Origin of the sequence: Streptomyces sp. CC224B (genome assembly GCF_030010595.1) — a bacterium.
Classification (GTDB): Bacteria; Actinomycetota; Actinomycetes; order Streptomycetales; family Streptomycetaceae; genus Streptomyces; species Streptomyces longispororuber.
Genome location: NZ_JASCXL010000086.1, coordinates 1 through 16,877, shown reverse-complemented (window position 1 = coordinate 16,877; position 16,877 = coordinate 1). Strand labels below are relative to the sequence as shown.

14 protein-coding genes are annotated in these 16,877 nt (G+C 73.6%); 3 read left to right on the top strand and 11 right to left on the bottom strand.

Annotation, left to right across the window (positions count from 1 at the left end; all coding sequences use genetic code 11):
* Positions 1 to 12: 12 nt before the first annotated feature.
* The 7 genes from QK440_RS29100 to QK440_RS29070 all read right to left on the bottom strand — a co-directional run bounded on the left by QK440_RS29100 (position 13) and on the right by QK440_RS29070 (position 8,667).
* Positions 13 to 1,161 (bottom strand): aldose epimerase family protein, encoded by a 1,149-nt coding sequence (locus QK440_RS29100; protein ID WP_282796204.1) that lies wholly within the window; start codon positions 1,159 to 1,161, stop codon positions 13 to 15.
* A gap of 40 nt (positions 1,162 to 1,201) precedes the next feature.
* Entirely contained in the window at positions 1,202 to 2,431 is a 1,230-nt protein-coding gene (gene mmsB, locus QK440_RS29095) for a multiple monosaccharide ABC transporter permease (protein WP_282796203.1), read from the bottom strand.
* 38 nt (positions 2,432 to 2,469) lie between these two features.
* Positions 2,470 to 4,014 carry a multiple monosaccharide ABC transporter ATP-binding protein gene (mmsA, locus tag QK440_RS29090; protein ID WP_282796225.1) on the bottom strand — a complete coding sequence of 515 codons (1,545 nt, stop codon included), beginning with the start codon at positions 4,012 to 4,014 and terminating at the stop codon, positions 2,470 to 2,472.
* Positions 4,015 to 4,031: 17 nt separating this feature from the next.
* Positions 4,032 to 5,141 (bottom strand): multiple monosaccharide ABC transporter substrate-binding protein, encoded by a 1,110-nt coding sequence (gene chvE / locus QK440_RS29085; protein WP_282796202.1) that lies wholly within the window; start codon positions 5,139 to 5,141, stop codon positions 4,032 to 4,034.
* A 3-nt stretch (positions 5,142 to 5,144) separates the two neighbouring features.
* Positions 5,145 to 6,158 carry a hypothetical protein gene (locus QK440_RS29080; protein WP_282796201.1) on the bottom strand — a complete coding sequence of 338 codons (1,014 nt, stop codon included), beginning with the start codon at positions 6,156 to 6,158 and terminating at the stop codon, positions 5,145 to 5,147.
* A 314-nt stretch (positions 6,159 to 6,472) separates the two neighbouring features.
* The gene (locus QK440_RS29075; RefSeq protein WP_282796200.1) at positions 6,473 to 7,516 is read right to left on the bottom strand and encodes an alcohol dehydrogenase catalytic domain-containing protein; all 1,044 of its coding nucleotides are present in this window, start codon (positions 7,514 to 7,516) and stop codon (positions 6,473 to 6,475) included.
* Entirely contained in the window at positions 7,513 to 8,667 is a 1,155-nt protein-coding gene (locus tag QK440_RS29070) for a mandelate racemase/muconate lactonizing enzyme family protein (RefSeq protein ID WP_282796199.1), read from the bottom strand. The genes QK440_RS29075 and QK440_RS29070 overlap by 4 nt, the downstream gene beginning before the upstream one ends.
* 203 nt (positions 8,668 to 8,870) lie before the next feature.
* Between QK440_RS29070 and QK440_RS29065 the strand changes: the two genes are divergently transcribed.
* Complete coding sequence (locus QK440_RS29065) at positions 8,871 to 9,641, top strand: IclR family transcriptional regulator (protein WP_282796198.1); 771 nt, start codon at positions 8,871 to 8,873, stop codon at positions 9,639 to 9,641.
* Positions 9,638 to 10,489: an SMP-30/gluconolactonase/LRE family protein gene (locus QK440_RS29060; protein WP_282796197.1), complete on the top strand. Its 852-nt coding sequence runs from the start codon at positions 9,638 to 9,640 to the stop codon at positions 10,487 to 10,489. The genes QK440_RS29065 and QK440_RS29060 overlap by 4 nt, the downstream gene beginning before the upstream one ends.
* Positions 10,490 to 10,546: 57 nt before the next feature.
* On the opposite strand, the gene QK440_RS29055 is transcribed toward QK440_RS29060, so the two are convergent.
* Entirely contained in the window at positions 10,547 to 10,969 is a 423-nt protein-coding gene (locus QK440_RS29055; protein WP_282796224.1) for a MarR family transcriptional regulator, read from the bottom strand.
* Between the two features lie 224 nt (positions 10,970 to 11,193).
* Between QK440_RS29055 and QK440_RS29050 the strand changes: the two genes are divergently transcribed.
* Complete coding sequence (locus tag QK440_RS29050; RefSeq protein ID WP_282796196.1) at positions 11,194 to 12,687, top strand: MFS transporter; 1,494 nt, start codon at positions 11,194 to 11,196, stop codon at positions 12,685 to 12,687.
* 50 nt (positions 12,688 to 12,737) lie between these two features.
* On the opposite strand, the gene QK440_RS29045 is transcribed toward QK440_RS29050, so the two are convergent.
* The 3 genes from QK440_RS29045 to QK440_RS29035 all read right to left on the bottom strand — a co-directional run.
* Positions 12,738 to 13,535 (bottom strand): alpha/beta fold hydrolase, encoded by a 798-nt coding sequence (locus tag QK440_RS29045; RefSeq protein ID WP_282796195.1) that lies wholly within the window; start codon positions 13,533 to 13,535, stop codon positions 12,738 to 12,740.
* A 445-nt stretch (positions 13,536 to 13,980) separates the two neighbouring features.
* The gene (locus tag QK440_RS29040; protein WP_282796194.1) at positions 13,981 to 14,997 is read right to left on the bottom strand and encodes a DUF5954 family protein; all 1,017 of its coding nucleotides are present in this window, start codon (positions 14,995 to 14,997) and stop codon (positions 13,981 to 13,983) included.
* A gap of 144 nt (positions 14,998 to 15,141) precedes the next feature.
* On the bottom strand, positions 15,142 to 16,877 hold a 1,736-nt coding region (locus tag QK440_RS29035), incomplete at its 5' end, for a protein-arginine deiminase family protein (protein WP_282796193.1).

Sequence of the window (16,877 nt, the reverse complement as noted above, 5' to 3'; positions counted from 1 at the left end):
TCGGGCTGCCGTTCAGGCCGCCGAGAAGCGGTGCTCGGTCGTCGACGTGTACACCTCCCCGGGCCGCAGCACCGTGGAGGGGAACGCCGGCTGGTTCGGGGAGTCGGGGAAGTGCTGCGTCTCCAGGCAGAGCCCGTCGCCCTGCCGGTAGGTGCGGCCGGAGGGTCCCGTCAGCGTGCCGTCCAGGAAGTTGCCCGAGTAGAACTGCACGCCCGGCTCCGTCGTGGCGATCCGCAGGGTGCGCCCCGACCCCGGGTCGCGCAGCGTCGCGCAGGGCCCGGGACGCCGCGTGACGCCCTTGTCCAGGACCCAGTTGTGGTCGTAGCCCTGGGCCGTGACCACCTGCGCGTGCCCGGCGCGGATGTCCCGTCCGACCGTCTTCGCCCGCCGGAAGTCGAAGGGCGTGCCGCGCACGGCGGCCAGCTCCCCGGTGGGGATGAGCGTGGCGTCCGTGGGCGTGAACCGGGAGGCCTCCAGCCGCAGTTCGTGCCCGAGGACGTCGCCGCTGCCCTCGCCCGCGAGGTTGAAGTACGTGTGCTGGGTGAGGTTCACCACCGTGGCCCTGTCGGTGGTCGCCGCGTACGCGACGTGCCAGTCGCCGCTCGCCGTCAGGGTGTAGGTGACCTTCGCGCGCAGCGTGCCGGGGTAGCCCATCTCGCCGTCGGCGCTCACGTACCGCAGCACCAGGCCGACGCCGGAGCGGTCCGCGAACGGCTCGACGTCCCACACCCGCTTGTCGAATCCCCGCGCGCCGCCGTGCAGGCTGTTCCCGCCGTCGTTGACGGAGAGCTGGTACGTCCTGCCGTCGAGGGTGAAGCGGCCCCGGGCGACGCGGTTGCCGTAGCGGCCGATCAGGGCACCGAAGTAGGTGGTCGCGGCCAGGTAGCCGGGGAGGTTGTCGAAGCCGAGCGACACGTTCGCGTACCGGCCGTGCCGGTCGGGGAGTTCGAGGGACTGCACGATGCCGCCGTACGACAGCACCTTCATCCGGGTGCCGCCGTTCTCCAGGCTCCAGCGGTGCACCGTGGTGCCGTCGGGCAGCGCCCCGAACGGCTCCCGCGTGGGCTTCTGGGGCCGGGCGGCGTGCGCGGTGCCCGCCGCGGCCGCGGTCAGACCGGCGGCCGCGGCCGCCGTCAGGACGGTTCGTCTGCTCGTTCCCATGTGTCTCTCCCAAGGGGGGAAGGTCGGGTGGAGGGGGCTGTCAGCGGCCGGCCTTGCGCTTGTTCCAGACGTCGAAGCCGACGGCGGCGAGCAGCACCAGGCCCTTGATGACCTGCTGGTAGTCCGTGCCGATGTTGACCAGGGACATGCCGTTGTTGAGGACGCCGAGCACCAGGCCGCCGATGACGGCGCCCATGACGGTCCCCACGCCGCCGCTCATCGAGGCGCCGCCGATGAACGACGCGGCGATCGCCTCCAGTTCGAAGTTGAGGCCCGCCTGCGGGGTGCCCGCGTTCAGGCGGGCGGCGTACACGCAGCCCGCGAGCGCGGCGAGCACGCCCATGTTGACGAAGATCAGGAACGTGACGCGCTTGTCCTTCACGCCGGACAGCTTCGCGGCGTCCTTGTTGCCGCCGAGCGCGTACACGTGGCGGCCGACGACCGCGTTGCGCATCACGTAGCCGAGCCCGATCAGCAGCCCGCACATGATGAGCAGCACCACCGGCACGCCGTGGAAGCTGGCCAGGGTGAGCGTGAAGGCCACCACGGCCGCCGTCATGGCCACGCACTTGGCCGCCCACAGCACGGCCGGCGTCACGTCGAGGCCGTGGGCGAGCTGCCGCCTGCGGTGGCGCCACTCGCGGAAGAGCAGGAACGCGACCGTCGCCGCGCCGATCACCAGGGTCGGGTTGTGGTACTGCGTGTAGGGGCCCATCTCCGGGATGAACCCCTTGGCGATGTTCTGGAACCCGTCGGGGAACGGCGACAGCGACTGGCCCTCCAGGACGATCTGGGTGAGCCCGCGGAACAGCAGCATCCCGGCCAGCGTGACGATGAACGACGGGATGCCCACGTACGCGATGAAAAAGCCCTGCCAGGCGCCCGCGACGGCGCCGATGAGCAGCGAAAGGACGAGCGCGAGCACCCAGGGCAGGTCGTGCTTGACCATCATCACCGCCGACATGGCGCCGACGAAGGCCACCAGGGAGCCCACCGACAGGTCGATGTGGCCCGCGACGATGACGATCATCATGCCGATGGCCAGGATGAGGATGTAGCCGTTCTGCTGGATCAGGTTGGAGACGTTGCTCGGCAGGAGCAGCGTGCCGTCCGTCCAGATCTGGAACAGGACGACGAGGAAGGCCAGCGCGACGAGCATGCCGTACTGGCGCATGTTGGCGCGCGCCAGCTCGACGAGCAGCGCGCCGGCCGACCGGGGCGCGGGCGGGGGCGCGGACGCGTCCTTCGGTGGGGTGGTCGTGGTGGTCATGGCGGAGCCTCGGCTTCTGGTCTCGGGTCGGGGGCGCTTCAGCTTCTGTGCGCCGTCATGTGGCGCATCAGGACTTCCTGGGTGGCCTCCGCCCGGGTGACCTCACCGGTCAGCCGGCCCTCGGCCATCGTGTAGATCCGGTCGCACATGCCGAGCAGCTCCGGCAGTTCGGAGGAGATGAGGAGCACGGCCTTGCCCTGCGCGGCGAGCCGGTCGACGACGGTGTAGATCTCGTACTTGGCGCCGACGTCGATGCCCCGCGTCGGCTCGTCGAGGATCAGCACCTCGGGGTCGGCGTGGATCCACTTGCTCAGGACGACCTTCTGCTGGTTGCCGCCGGAGAGCCGCCCCACCTGTTCCAGGACGGTGGGGGCCTTGATGTTCATCGTCCTGCGGTAGCGCTCGGCGACGGACCGCTCGTGGTGCGCGTCGACCAGGCCCGGGACGCCGCGGCGCCGCATGCCCGGCAGCGAGGCCAGGGAGATGTTGCGGTTGATGTCGTCGATGAGGTTGAGTCCGTAGCGCTTGCGGTCCTCGGTGACGTACGCGATGCCGGCGGCGACGGCCGCGGGCACGGTGCGGGTGGAGACCTCGCGCCCGCCGACGGCCACGGTCCCGGCGACGTACTGCCCGTAGGAGCGGCCGAAGACGGACATCGCCAGCTCGGTGCGGCCCGCGCCCATCAGGCCCGCGACGCCCACCACCTCGCCGCGCCGCACGGTCAGGGACACGTCGTCGACGACGGTGCGCTGGTGGTCGACGGGGTGCCGGACCGTCCAGTTGCGCACGGACAGCGCGGGGGCACCCGCGTCCGCGCTCGTGCAGGGCGTGCGCTCGGGGAAGCGGTGGTCGAGGTCGCGGCCGACCATGCCGCGGATGATGCGGTCCTCCGACAGCTCCGGTTCGGCGTCCGGGGACGCGCGGACCGTCAGGGTCTCGATGGTCCGCCCGTCGCGCAGGATCGTCACCGCGTCGGCCACGCGCCGGATCTCGTTCAGCTTGTGGGAGATGATCACCGCGGCGACGCCCTGCGCGCGCAGCTCCAGGATGAGGTCGAGGAGCGTGGCGCTGTCCTCGTCGTTCAGGGCGGCCGTCGGCTCGTCGAGGATGAGCAGCCGCACCTCCTTGGACAGGGCCTTGGCGATCTCCACGAGCTGCTGCTTGCCCACGCCGAGGTCGGCGACCGGGGTCGTCGGCTTCTCCCGCAGGCCGACCCGCTTCAGCAGGGCGCCGGCCCGGCTCAGGGTGTCGTTCCAGTCGACGAAGCCGCGCCGGGCGCGCTCGTTGCCGAGGAAGATGTTCTCCGCGATCGACAGGTGCGGGACCAGCGCCAGCTCCTGGTGGATGATCACGATGCCGTGCCGCTCGCTCGCGCGGATGTCCTTGAAGGCGACCGGGGCGCCCTCGAACCGGATCTCCCCGTCGTAACTGCCGTGCGGGTGCACCCCGCTGAGGACCTTCATCAGGGTCGACTTGCCCGCGCCGTTCTCCCCGCAGATCGCGTGCACCTCCCCGGCCCGCACGGTGAGGTGCACGCCGGAGAGCGCCGTGACGCCGGGGAAGGTCTTGGTGATCCCGCGCATCTCCAGGACGGGCCGGGTCACCGGAGCTGCCCCGCCGTGAAGTAGCCCTCGTCCACGAGGAGCCGGGTGTTGGACTTGTCGACGCTGACCGGGTCGAGCAGATAGGCCGGCACGGTCTTCTCACCGTTGTCGTAGTCGGTGGTGTTGTTGACCTGGACCTTCTTGTCGTTGAGGACCGCGTCGCCCATCGCCACCGTCCGCGCGGCCAGCTTCCGGGTGTCCTTGAACACGGTCTGCGTCTGCTCGCCGCGGATGATGGACTTCACCGACGCCAGCTCCGCGTCCTGCCCGGTGATCACCGGCAGCGGTTGCCCCTTGGTGCCGTAACCGGCGCTCTTGAGCGCGGAGATGACGCCGATGGAGATCCCGTCGTACGGTGAAAGGACCGCGTCGACCCGGGCCGAGCCGTAGTTCTTGCTGATCAGGTCGTCCATGCGCTTCTGCGCCGTGCCGCCGTCCCAGCGCAGCGTGGTGGCCTGGTTCATGCGCGTCTGCTTGCTGCGCACGACCAGCCGGCCGCTCTTCAGGTACGGCCGCAGCACGCTCATGGCGCCGTTCCAGAAGTACCGGGTGTTGTTGTCGTCCGGCGAACCCGCGAACAGCTCGATGTTGTACGGGTCGCCGCCCTCGCCGGGCCTGCCGAGCCGGAGCTTCTCGACGATGTACTGGGCCTGGAGGCGGCCGACGCGCTCGTTGTCGAAGGACGCGTAGTAGTCGACGTGCTCGCTGCCGAGAATGAGGCGGTCGTACGAGATCACGGGGATGCCCGCGTCGTGCGCCCGCTGGAGCACCTCGCTGAGGGCCGAGCCGTCGATGGCGGCGACCACGAGGAGGCTGCGCCCCTTGGTGATCATGTTCTCGAGCTGGGCGATCTGGTTCTCGACCTTGTCGTCGCCGTACTGGAGGTCGGTCTTGTAGCCGGCCTTCTCGAACTGCTCGGCCATGTTCTCGCCGTCGGCTATCCACCGCTCGGAGGCCTTGGTGGGCATGGCGAGGCCGATGGTGGCGCCCTTGCCGGTGTCCGGCTCGTAGCGGCTGCCGCCCCTGGCCTCCTGCCCGCAGGCGGTCAGCGACGCGGCGAGCAGCCCGGCGGCGAGCAGGGCGGCGGCCGGTGTGCGGATGCGCATGGGTCAGCTCCCTTCCGGTACGGGGAATCGCTCCAGGCCGCCCGGGAGCCGCGAGCCGAGCGGCGACAGGCCGCCGTCCGCGCCGTGCCGGGCCAGCAGGTCGAGGACGAGCCGCCCGCGCCGCACCCGCTCGCGGGCGGTGGCGAGGGTGTGCTCGCGCAGGTGGGCGCCGTAGGGGTAGATCCCGGGCGACCTGCTCAGGCCGAACTTCACGTACAGCGGGGCGCCGCGCCGGATCAGCTCGGCGACCTCGTACATGCGCACGTAGCCGCCGAGGTCGTCGGGCGCCTCGACGTACATGTCCAGCGGCGCCCGGCTCACCCGGCGGATCTCGGTGAGGTGGTCGAGCGTCAGGTCGGACGGCACGTTCAGGGAGTCGGCGCCGAGCCGCTCGTACACCGCGAACGAGGCCGGGTTCACCGGGCCCGTCAGGGCGGACACCTTGACGGTGGTGTCCGCGGGCAGCAGGCCCGCCGCGCGCAGCCGGTGCAGCGTCCACAGCACGCCCTCGTCGGCGACGAGCAGGCAGCGCACGCCCAGTTCGGTGGCGCGCAGGGCGTCCTCGACGCACCCGGCGAGCGCGTCGTGGCCGCGGGCGCGCAGCCCCGCGCCGCCGGAGTCGGTCCGGGTGGAGGCGCCGGTGTCCCAGGTGCCGCGCGGCCCGGTGAACAGGCACAGCTCGATGTCCCGGGCGGCGCAGGCATCCACCATCTCGGTGATCTCGGCGTCGGTGAGCATCCACACGCCGCTGCCCTGGCTGACGCGGTGCACGGGCACGTCGAGGCGCGCGCTCTCCTTGAGGACGACGGCCAGGGCCTCGGGCCCCTCCACGGACGGCACCTCGGTACGCCAGGTGCCGCCGTCGGGGAACGCGTACGGGGAGGCGTCGGCGGGGTCGGGCACCGGGACGGCGTGGCCGACGCGGGCGAGGGCGTCCACGCCGGGGCGGCGGGGCGCCTTCGGCGGGAGCACGGCGGAGGGGAAGGGCGGGACGGGCGGGGTGGGTGAGGGGGGCACGCGGGCTCCAGTGTTCGGTATGTCGGACGTCGTACGAGGTGGTGGGTGCACGGAAGCGCTGAGCTGGGGCGCACGGTGGTGAGGGGCTGCCGGGGCGGTCCGGTACGGGTGCCGTCGGTGCCGTCGCTTCGGTTGGTTCCGTCGGTCCCGTCGGTCCCGTCGGTCCCGTCGGTCCGGTCGGTCCGGTCGGTCCGGTCGGTCCCGTCGGTTCGGTTGGTCCCGTCCGTCCCGTCGGCTCGGTCGGTTCCGCCGGTCCGGTCGTTGCCGCCGTTCCGTCGCGGAGGCAGCCGTACCGTCGCCCGGCCCCGCGGACCCTAAGGGCGCAGCAGCACCTTCCCGGTCCCGGGGGCGCCGCCGCCGACGAGGGCGACGGCCGCGCCGAACTCCTCCAGCGGGAACTCGTGCGTGACCAGGGCGCCCGGGTCGAGCAGCCCGGTGCCGAACGCGCGCACGGCGTCGGTCCAGGCCGCGGAGGACGCGCCGAAGACGCTGCGGAGCTCCAGTTGGCTCAGCGACAGGTGCACCGGGTCGATGCCGGTGGCGCCCGGCGCGAACATCCCGGTGAGCACCACCCGGCCGCCGCGGCGCGCGAGGAGACAGGACGAGGCCGCCGTGGACGGCGCGCCCGCGGTCTCCACGACCAGGTCGAAGCGGCCGTTGGCGGACGCGGCCTCCGCCGGGGTCAGCGCGGCGGTGGCGCCGAAGGCCAGCGCCTGCTCGCCGCGGGCCGCGCGGGGGTCGACGACCGCCAGTTCGGCGGGCGACGACGCGGCGAGCAACTGCACGGCGAGCATCCCGAGGGTGCCCGCGCCGACCACGGCGACGCGTTCGCCGGGACGGGGCCGGGCCATCCGCGCGGCGGCCGCGACGACGGCGGCGGGCTCCAGGAGGGCCGCGGCACGCAGGTCGGCGTCGTCGGCGAGGGGGTGCAGCAGCCGGGCGGGCACGGTGAGGTGGTCGGCGAACGCGCCCGGCTCGGTGAACCCGGTCTCCGCGTAGCCGCCGGCGCACAGGCTGGTCTCACCGCACCGGCAGCGCTCGCAGGTGCCGCAGGCCCGGAAGCCCTCGGCGACGGCCTTGCGCCCGACGAGCGCCGCGTCGACGCCGTCGCCGACGGCCACGACGGTGCCGGCCCACTCGTGGCCGGGGACGACCGGGTAGCGCACGTACGCTGCGTCGCGGCGGCCGTCGTACACCTCGCGGTCGCTCAGGCAGATCCCGGCGGCGGCGACGCGGACGAGGACCTCGCCCGGGCCCGGCACCGGCACCTCGCGTCGTACGAGACGGTGGTGACCGGGCCGGTCGACGACGACGGCGCGGCTGGTGGTGCCGGGTGTGTCCAGGGGCGGCCCGTTCACTTCGGCGCCCTCTTCTCCCAGCCCTCGGCCCACAGGTCGAACCGCGCTCGCTGCTGCGGGAACTCGGCCGCCGCGTCCACGTCGAGCTCGACGCCGAGGCCCGGGGCGTGGGAGATCTCGAAGCAGCCGGTCTCCGGGTCGACGGCCGGGGCGCCCTTGACCACCTTCTTGATCTCCGCGTCCGCGAAGTCGTTGAAGTGCTCCAGGATCTTGAAGTTCGGTGTGCAGGCGGCGAGTTGCAGCGAGGCGGCGGTGAGCACCGAGCCGCCCACGTTGTGCGGGGCGACCAGCGTGTAGTGCGTCTCGGCGGTGGCGGCCAGCTTGCGGGTCTCCAGGATGCCGCCGATGTGCCCGAGGTCGGGCTGGATGATGTCGGCGGCCTGCGACTCGAAGAGCTCGCGGAACTCGATCCGGTCGTGGATGCGCTCGCCCGTGGCGATCGGCATGCCCACCTTCCCCGCGACCTTGGCCAGCGCCTTGAGGTTCTCCGGGGGCACCGGCTCCTCCAGCCAGGCGGGCCGGAACGGCGCGAGTTCCCGCGCCAGGCGCACCGCCGTGGCCGGCGAGAACCGGCCGTGCATCTCCAGCATCAGCTCGGCGTCCGGCCCGATCGCGTCGCGCACCGCCTCGATGAGGGACACCGCGTACCGGCTCCGCTCGGCGTCCAGCTCGAAGTGCCCGGTCCCGAACGGGTCGATCTTCAGGGCGCGGTAGCCGCGGGCCATCACCTCCTGAGCGGCCTTGTGGTACGCCTCCGGGGTGCGCTCGGTGGTGTACCAGCCGTTCGCGTACGCCTTGACCCGGTCGGTCACCTTGCCGCCGAGGAGCTGCCACACCGGTACGCCGAGGGCCTTGCCCTTGATGTCCCAGCAGGCCGTTTCGACGACGGCGACGCCGGACATCACGATCTCCCCGGCCCGGCCGTAGTCGCCGTACTTCATCCGGCGGACCAGGTCCTCCACCGCGAACGGGTCGGACCCGGCGATGTGGTTGGCCTCGGCCTCGCGGAGGTAGCCGAGCAGGGCGTCGGTGTGGCCCAGCATGCGGGTCTCGCCGACCCCCGTCAGACCCTCGTCGGTGTGGACGAGGACGTAGGTGAGGTTGCGCCAGGGGGTCCCGACGACGTGAGTGCTGATTCCCGTGATGCGCACGGCAGTTGCCCCGTCCCGTTCGATATTTCGGCATGCGTTCGAAATGGTGGCGTGACCGTAAGGGGCCTCTCTCGCGGGTGTCAATGGGTCGCGCAGGAAGGCAGCCCGGGGGGACCATTGCCTGACCAACGCCGTTGTGCATAGCCTGTGTTCGTCATACCGGCCAATGGCCGAAGTGCCGAACAAGAGGGTGGGTGGACGGAATGGGGCGCCTTGTCCCCGCGGTGACCAGGGCTTTCGACATACTGGAACTGTTCCTGGACGGCGACGGCACCCTGTCCGCGCCGGAGGTCACGCGCAAGCTCCAACTGCCGCGCACGACCGTGCACGAGCTGCTCACGACGCTCGCGGCGCGCTCCTACCTGGCCCCCGTCCCCGAGCAGCCCGGGCGCTACCGCCTCGGTGTGCGCCCCTACCAGCTCGGCAGCCGTTACGCCGAACAGCTCGACCTCGCCGCGGAGGGGCAGCGCGTGGCCCGGGAGATCGCCGAGACGTGCGACGAGACGGTCCACGTGGCGATCCTGGAGGACACCGACGTCATCTACATCGCGAAGGTCGACTCCACGCACGCCGTGCGCATGGTCTCCGCCGCGGGCCGCCGGCTGCCCGCGCACTGCACGGCGGTCGGCAAGATGCTCCTCGCCTCACTGCCCGCGCCGGAGCTCGACGCCCGCGTCGCGCACCGCGACCTCGCGGCCATGACGCCCGACAGCATCACCGACCCGGACGCCCTGCGCGCCGAGCTGGCCGCGATCCGGGGGCGCGGCGTCGCCGCCGAGCACCGCGAGTCCAACCCGGACGTGAGCTGCGTGGCCGCCCCGGTGCGCGACAGCGCGGGGCGCGTCGTGGCCGCGCTCTCCATCTCCGTGCCGATGATCCGCTGGAGCGAGGAGCGCGAGACGGAGCTGTCGGAGCTGGCCGTGAAGGGCGCGGGCGACCTGTCCGCGCGGCTCGGCCACCGGGGCCCGCGGTGACGCGCGCCGCGGCCGAGGTCGCCGTCCACGCGCACGCGGAGCTGGGCGAGGGCCCCACCTGGGACGCGGCGGCGGGACGGCTGATCTGGGTGGACGTCCTAGGCGCGCGGGTCCACACGTACGACCCCGGAACCGGCCGCCGGGCGGTCCTCGCCACCGAGCAGCACGTCGGCGCGGCGAAGCCCCGCGCGGGCGGCGGCCTGGTGGTGAACCTCCGCGACGGCGTCGGGCTCTACGCGCCGGACGGCGCGTTCTCCTGGCTCGTCCGCGACCCCGTACCCGGCCGCCGCGGCAACGACGCGGCCGTCGCCCCCGACGGCTCCCTGTGGGCGGGCACCATGCGCTACGACGAGGCCCCCGGCGGCGGCCACCTCGTGCGCGTGGCGCCCGACGGCACCACGACCGGGCTGTTCCCGGCCGTGGCCGTCAGCAACGGCATCGGCTGGAGCCCCGACGGGACGCTCGTGTACTACGTCGACACCCCCACGCGGCGCGTGGACGTCTGCCGCATGGAGGGACGGCGACCCGGCCCGCGCCGCCCGTTCGCCGTGGTCGAGGAGGGCGCGGGCTTCCCCGACGGCCTGACCGTCGACGCGGCGGGCTGCGTGTGGGTGGCCCTGTGGGACGGCGGCCAGGTCCGCCGCTACACCCCCGACGGCACCCTGGACCGCGTCCTGCGGCTCCCGGTACCCCGCCCCACGTCCTGCGCCTTCGGCGGCCCCGGCCTGCGCGACCTCTACATCACCACGGCCCGCGTCGGCCACCACCGCCCGCACCCGATGTCCGGGTCGGTCCTCGTGGTGCCGGACGCGGGGGAGGGGCTTGCGGGGACGGTGTTCGCGGGGTGAGGCGGTTACGGGCTGTGCAGGCGGGCCGGCTCACGCGACGTGCCGTGACCCGAGCGGTCAGTCCTGTGGCGGGGCCTGGCGTGACGTGGCGGGGTGGGTGGTGAAGACGCGGTGCAGCAGGTCGTGCAGGGTTGCCTGCTCCTGCTCGTCGAGGGTCTCGAGTCCCTCCCGCGTGGTGCGCATGTTGGCGCGGATTCGGTCGACGGCGCGCTCACCCTCGGTGGTGAGGACGACGTTCTTGACGCGCCGGTCGCCGGGGCTCGGCTCGCGGCGGACCATCCCGCGCTTCTCCAGCCGGTCGACGATGCCCGTCATGTTCGAGGCGTCGCAGGCCAGCAGCTCGGCGAGCACGCGCATGGCGGCGGGGCCGCGGCGCAGCACGCTCAGCGTCTTGCCCTGGCTGGCGGTGAGGTTCTCCCGGGCGGACGCGGCCGTGAAGTCGCCGTAGTAGGCGCCGAGCGACACCGCGAGCATCTCCATCAGCCGGCCGGTGTCCGTGCGCGAGGTTTCTGGCATGGAGCCACCTTACGCCTTGAAACTTGACCATCTCAATTAATGTTCCCTACAGTGGGGAGCTTGCTTGAGAACCTCAAGGTTCCAGGTTCTCAAGGTTCGATGTTCTCAAGGCCTCGCAGGCCTCGTCGTCCCCGTACGTACGCGTAGTACTCGGGGGCGGAGGGTGCGAGCAGTTGGAAAGAGTCTCCGTGTCCCACGCACAGCACACGGCGCACCCACGGCGTTCAGGGCAGACCGCGGTCGTCCTGGTGCTCGGGCTCGCCGCCATGGTCGTCTCGATGATGCAGACGCTGGTCGTGCCGATCCTGTCGATCATCCAGAGCGATCTCGACGCCACCACGGCCGCCGTGAGCTGGGTGACCACGGCCACGCTGCTGTCCGCCGCCGTCTTCACGCCGCTCCTCGGCCGCTTCGGCGACCAGCACGGCAAGAAGCCCACGCTCGTCGGCGTCCTCCTCGTGATGATCGCGGGCTCGGTGCTCGCCGCCACCACGACGTCCCTGACCTGGCTCGTCGTCGGCCGCGTGCTGCAGGGAGCGGCGACCGCGATCTTCCCGCTGGCCCTGTCCGTGCTGCGCGAGGAGGTCCGCCCGGAGCGGCTGCACGGGGCGATGGCCCTGGTCAGCGGCACCCTCGCGTTCGGCAGCGGCCTCGCCCTGGTCGGCGCCGGGCTCCTCACCCAGGGGGACGACCCCGACTACCACCGCGTCTTCTGGCTCGCGGTCGTCCTCGCCGTGGTGGCGCTCGTCGGCGTGCTCCTCGTCGTGCCCGCCTCCCGCTCCAAGACCGGCGGCAGGACCGACTGGCTGGGCGCGCTGACGCTGGCGCTGCTGCTCGTCCTGCTGCTCCTGCCGATCTCGCAGGGCCACGAGTGGGGCTGGACGTCGGGCCGTACGCTCGGCTCCTTCGCCGCCGCAGTCGTGATGGCGGGCGTGTGGGCGTTCACCGAGAGCCGGGTCAAGGAGCCGATGGTGGACATGAAGATGTTCACGCACCGCCCGGTGCTCTTCACCAACCTCGCCGGCCTGCTGCTCGGCTTCGCCATGTTCGCCCAGTTCATCGGCGTGTCGTACCTGGTGCAGATGCCCGAGAACGTGGCCGGCTACGGCTTCGGCGCCTCCGTCCTCGGCGCCTCCGTGGTGTACCTGCTGCCGACCACGCTGGTCTCCCTCGTGGCCGCACAGTTCGGCGGCGTCCTGGTGCGCCGGATCGGGGCGCGGCTCACGCTGGCCCTCGGCGCGGCCTTCGGCGTGCTCGGCTTCGCCGGGCTGACCCTGGCGCACGGCAGCAGCGCCTCGGTGATCGGGGCGGGCATGGTCGTCGGCCTCGCCATCAGCTTCGGCTACGCCTCCATGCCCGCGCTCATCGTCGCGAGCGTCCCGGCGCACCAGACCGGCATCGCCAACGGCATCAACTCCATCTCCCGCTCGGTGGGCAGCGCCGTGGCGAGCGCGATGATCACCTCGCTGCTCGCGTCGAAGACCATCGAGCTCCCGGCGGGGCTGCCCGCGCTGCCCGCGGAGAGTCAGTTCACCCTGAGCTTCGCCATCGCCGGGGCGGCGTTCGTCCTGGTCGTGGCGGTCGCCCTGCTGGGTCTGAAGGCCGCGCACGGGCCGCGTACGACGGCACCGGCGAAGGCCCCCGCGGCGGCCGCGCGGGAACCCGAGCGCGCCGGGGTCTGAACCGCGGGCACCTCCGGTGCGGAGACGGACCCGGCCGGGCCGGCCGCGGCTCAGGCCCGGCCGGTCCGGCCGAACATCTCGGCGACGATGCGCTCGGCGTGCTGCGCCAGGTAGAAGTGGTCGCCGGGCAGCACCCGGGAGAAGAAGGCGTCCGTGCGGGTGGACACCTCGCGCCACGCCTCGATGTCCTCGGGGCCCACGTCGGGGTCCTGGTCGCCGCTGAACACCGCGAGGGGGCAGCGCAGCCGGGCCTCCAGGTCCGGGCGGTACGTCTCGATGAGGCGGTAGTCGGCGCGGATCGCGGGCAGCACCATCTCGCGGACGTCCGGGTCGTCGAGCAGCCGGGGGTCGGTGCCACCGAGCTCCTTGACCTTCGCGACCAGCTGCTCCTCGGGCAGCTGGTGGACGGACCCGCGGCGCTTGCGGCGCGGGCCCTCGTGCCCGGAGACGTACAGGTGCCGGGGCGCCGGTCCCGGGTCCGCCTCCAGGCGCAGCGCGGTCTCCAGGGCGAGCGCGCCGCCCATGCTGTGCCCGAAGAGGACCAGCTCGCGGTCGGCGGGTATCCCGGCGCGCAGGACGTCGGCGACGGCGTCGGCCAGCTCGGACATCGAGGTGAAGGGCCTCTCGCCGAGCCGGTCCTGGCGGCCCGGGTACTGCACGGCGACCAGCTCCACGTCCAGCGGCACGAACGCGGCCCAGGGCACGAAGAAGGAGGCGGTGCCGCCCGCGTGCGGCAGGCACACCAGCGTGGTGCGGGCGCCCGGCCGCCGCTGCGGGCGCCGCAGCCACAGGGCCGTGGTGGCGGCGGTGTCGCCGGTCCGGGCGGTCGTCTTCGGTTCGATGGTCATCAACACTCCGTCGAGGCGGGAGGCGGTCTGGCCGCGGTTCGGTCGGACGTCCGCGCGTGACGCAACCAGAACCGGGGCGGCCACCGCAAGCGGACCGGTGCCGGCCGCCGTGGACGGATCCTGCCCGGACCCGTGGCCGGTCACCCCCGGAGCTCCCCGGCACCGCCCTGAGCAGCGGTGTCCGGTCGGCCGGACGGGACGGCCGCCCCCGCGCCCCCTGGAGGCCCCGGCGCCCCGGCCCGCCCTCGAGCGCGCCGAGAGCGCACCCCGAGCGGGGCGCCACGCGAGGGCATCGCGCACGCCTGCCCGCGCACGCCTGCCCGCGAGTGCCGGGGCGCGCGCCCCACAGGGCACGCTCGTCAGGCCGACACCACGAGACCCGCGGCAGGGTCTCCGGAGCAGGGTCTCGCCCCCCCCCAAGCCCGCAAGGGCGGCCCCGCGCCGCTCACTCGCCGAAGTGCACCACCCCGTCCTCGTCCATCCGCGGATGGAGCCTCATCGGCTCCGTCGTCTCGATGTCCGAGGGGCGCGCGGGCTCCGGGCCGCCCGGGCCGACGCGGACCATGCGCTCCACGCGGCAGATGCGGAAGCACTGCTTGCCCACGACGGCCTCGTTGGCGCGGCCCGCCGCCTTGAACCGTTCCGCGGCGCGGGCGAACGCCGCCCGCCTGGCCTCGTCGAGCTCGTACAGCAGCGGCCAGAACTCCGTCAGGCCGTGGACGAGCAGGCGGCGCGCGTCGTGCGGGGTCGGCATCAGGGCGCCGCGCGGCCGCCACTGCTCGCCGCGCCGCTCCGCGACCCCGAAGCTCACCGGCAGCAGGACCACGTCGGGGTACTCCCGCAGGGCCCGCCGCGCCTCCTCCTCCGCCTCCGGCGGGTAGTCGTCGGCCACGTAGGCGAAGTCGCGCAGCGCGAGCCGCAGCGCGCCCGCCATGACGCCGCCGTCCTGGCCCGGGGCGAGGACGAAGCCCGCGTCGTGCGAGGCCGTCGTCGACCGCTCGTCCCACGACGGAACGAGTGGTTCCGGATCGGTGGGGCGGGGTGGTTCGAGACCGTCCCGCCCGGTGCGCGCGAACTCCTCGCCCCGGACGACGCGGTAGTGCGTGCCGAGCACGGTGACCTCGTTGATCCGCTCGCGCTCCAGGCGCGCCACGGCCGCGAGGAGCGCCCGGCGTTCGGCGCGCGTCTCCACCTCGTCCTTGGCCTTGAACCACAGCAGGGAGTTGAGGCCGTCCCGGGCCTGCTGCGGGGTGCCGTCCACGACGTCGTTGAGCAGCCGCCACTGCGTCCCCTCCCCGGCCTCGCGGGCGGCGAGCCCGAACACCGGGCCGCGCACGGCGAGGTGCGGATACCGGTACGAGGCGTCCAGGGCGTCGGCCTCGCCGACCCACTCGGCCGGGTCGTCGCGGCGTACCAGTTCGCTGTGGAGCGCGTCGATCTGCCGCTTCCAGTCGTCAGACATGGACTCCATTGTTCCGGGACGCGGCCGCCCGGGTCGGCCGCGTCACGCGACAGCATGACGAATCGGCCGATCGCTTGGCACCCGGGCCGCGGTGCCCTATAGGCCCGCGGTTCCCCACCGGGCGGCGGCCGGTCCGTGAGGGTGCTACCGGGTGCCGCGGCCGGTCTCGCGCAGCGCGTTGGTCGCGCAGTGCACCTCGCCCAGGCTCAGGTGCGCCCAGGAGAAGTTCTCCACCCAGCGCACCCGTACGCCGCCCGCCGCCAGGGCCCGCTCGGCCGCCTCCCGGAACAGGTCGCGCCCGGCGACACGGGGCCCGTGCGGGACCGGGGCCGCGTAGTCGCGGGCGGTCAGGGACAGGCCGTTGGCGAGCGCGGGGGAGAAGGCGATGTGGCGGCGCGAGCCGCCCGCCCCGGCCTCGACGCGCCCGTACAGGACGGGCAGGCGGACGAGTTCGTCCGCCCGCAGCCCGGTCTCGCGCAGCAGGACGGCGAGTTGGCCGTCGATGTGCCGGGCCGCGTCGGCGTTGTCGCCCTCGGCCGCCTCGTGCCGCAGCACCTCGTCGACGGTCGGCTTGTCCGGGGCGACGGTGTCCGCGAACAGCCGCTGCCCGCCCGCGCCCGCGCGGCGCGCCTCGCGCAGCAGGCCGAGGGCGAGGCGCGGGTCGGAGACGGCGAGCGTCCAGCCGCGGGCGTTGTCCGCGCGCACCACGTGCACGGTCTCGTCGGCGTGCCCGGCGAGCAGCCAGGACGTGTCGAGGACGACCGGTTCCTGCCGCCCCTGGGCGCGCAGCAGGCGCGTGAATGACGGGTCGGGGTGGCGCCGCTCGGTCGCGCCGTAGACGATCCGGCCGTCCGGGTGGCCCGGGTAGGGCGGCAGCGACTCGATGTTGCCGGTGAAGTTGAGGAGTTCGTCGACTCCGGGGCCGCGCCGGGTCGTGTACTGCTGGACGACGCCGACGCCCGGGCCGCGCAGGTCGCGGAAGAGCAGCCGTCCCGAGCGGCGCAGGCTCTCGCGCGTGCCGTCCTCCGCCTTCCAGTAGTTGGGGGAGCGCAGCAGGACGCGCAGGGTGTGCTCCCCGCCGCCCGGGAGCGGCTTGGTGACGTAGCCGGGCTCGACGACGTCCTGCCGCCAGATGTCCCGCCACCAGCGCGCCGTACCGGCCTGGAAGCGCAGGTGCCGGTCGGGCAGCCCGGCGGCCCGGGTCGCGGCGCGCAGCGAGTCGGCGAAGGCCCGCCACTGCCCGGGCGGCCGCGTGTGGACGGTCACCTCCGCGGGCCGGCCGCTGTCCGGGGCGCCGGGCCCCGGCGCGGCGGCGAAGACGTGCTGGGCGCGCTGGAGGTCGTGGTGGAGCAGCACGGGGGCCATGCGCAGGGTGAGCGTGGCGCGCCGGGGTTCCGCCCCGGTCACCGTCAGCGTCAGGTCCACCGCGCCGTCCCAGCGTGCCTTGTCCCGCACGATGTCGCGCCCCTCCACGGCGAGCCGCACCCCTTGCCGCACCTCCCGCCCGGTGAGCCGCCCCCGGTCGCCGAGCGGCACGTACCGCCCGTCCCGCTCGACGAAGACCCGTACGTACGGGCGCTGGGCGGGCGGTACGGAGAGGCGTCCGCCCGTGTCACCGGCCGCCCGGGTCGGACGCACCCGCACCGGTGTGAGGTCCGCGGTGTCGGCGCGGCCGTTGACGACGTCGTCCGCGGCGTCGTGGCAGGCGGCGAGCCGCCGGTCCACGGCGATGTCGAGGCGGTCCAGGTCACCGGGGCGCAGCCGGCAGCGGCGGGTGTCGTCGTCGAGGTTGGGCAGCAGCACGGTGCCCTCGGGCGCCTCAAGCGCCGGGGCGGGCGGCGGCGTGGCCCCGGCGCGGGCCGGGGACAGCAGCGCCGCCA

Excerpts from the sequence above, each read along its gene's own strand:
- QK440_RS29100 (WP_282796204.1), bottom strand. The coding sequence starts at position 1,161 with ATGGGAACGAGCAGACGAACCGTCCTGACGGCGGCCGCGGCCGCCGGT.
- mmsB (WP_282796203.1), bottom strand. The coding sequence starts at position 2,431 with ATGACCACCACGACCACCCCACCGAAGGACGCGTCCGCGCCCCCGCCC.
- mmsA (WP_282796225.1), bottom strand. The coding sequence starts at position 4,014 with ATGCGCGGGATCACCAAGACCTTCCCCGGCGTCACGGCGCTCTCCGGC.
- chvE (WP_282796202.1), bottom strand. The coding sequence starts at position 5,141 with ATGCGCATCCGCACACCGGCCGCCGCCCTGCTCGCCGCCGGGCTGCTC.
- QK440_RS29065 (WP_282796198.1), top strand. The coding sequence starts at position 8,871 with ATGGGGCGCCTTGTCCCCGCGGTGACCAGGGCTTTCGACATACTGGAA.
- QK440_RS29055 (WP_282796224.1), bottom strand. The coding sequence starts at position 10,969 with ATGGAGATGCTCGCGGTGTCGCTCGGCGCCTACTACGGCGACTTCACG.
- QK440_RS29045 (WP_282796195.1), bottom strand. The coding sequence starts at position 13,535 with ATGACCATCGAACCGAAGACGACCGCCCGGACCGGCGACACCGCCGCC.
- QK440_RS29040 (WP_282796194.1), bottom strand. The coding sequence starts at position 14,997 with ATGTCTGACGACTGGAAGCGGCAGATCGACGCGCTCCACAGCGAACTG.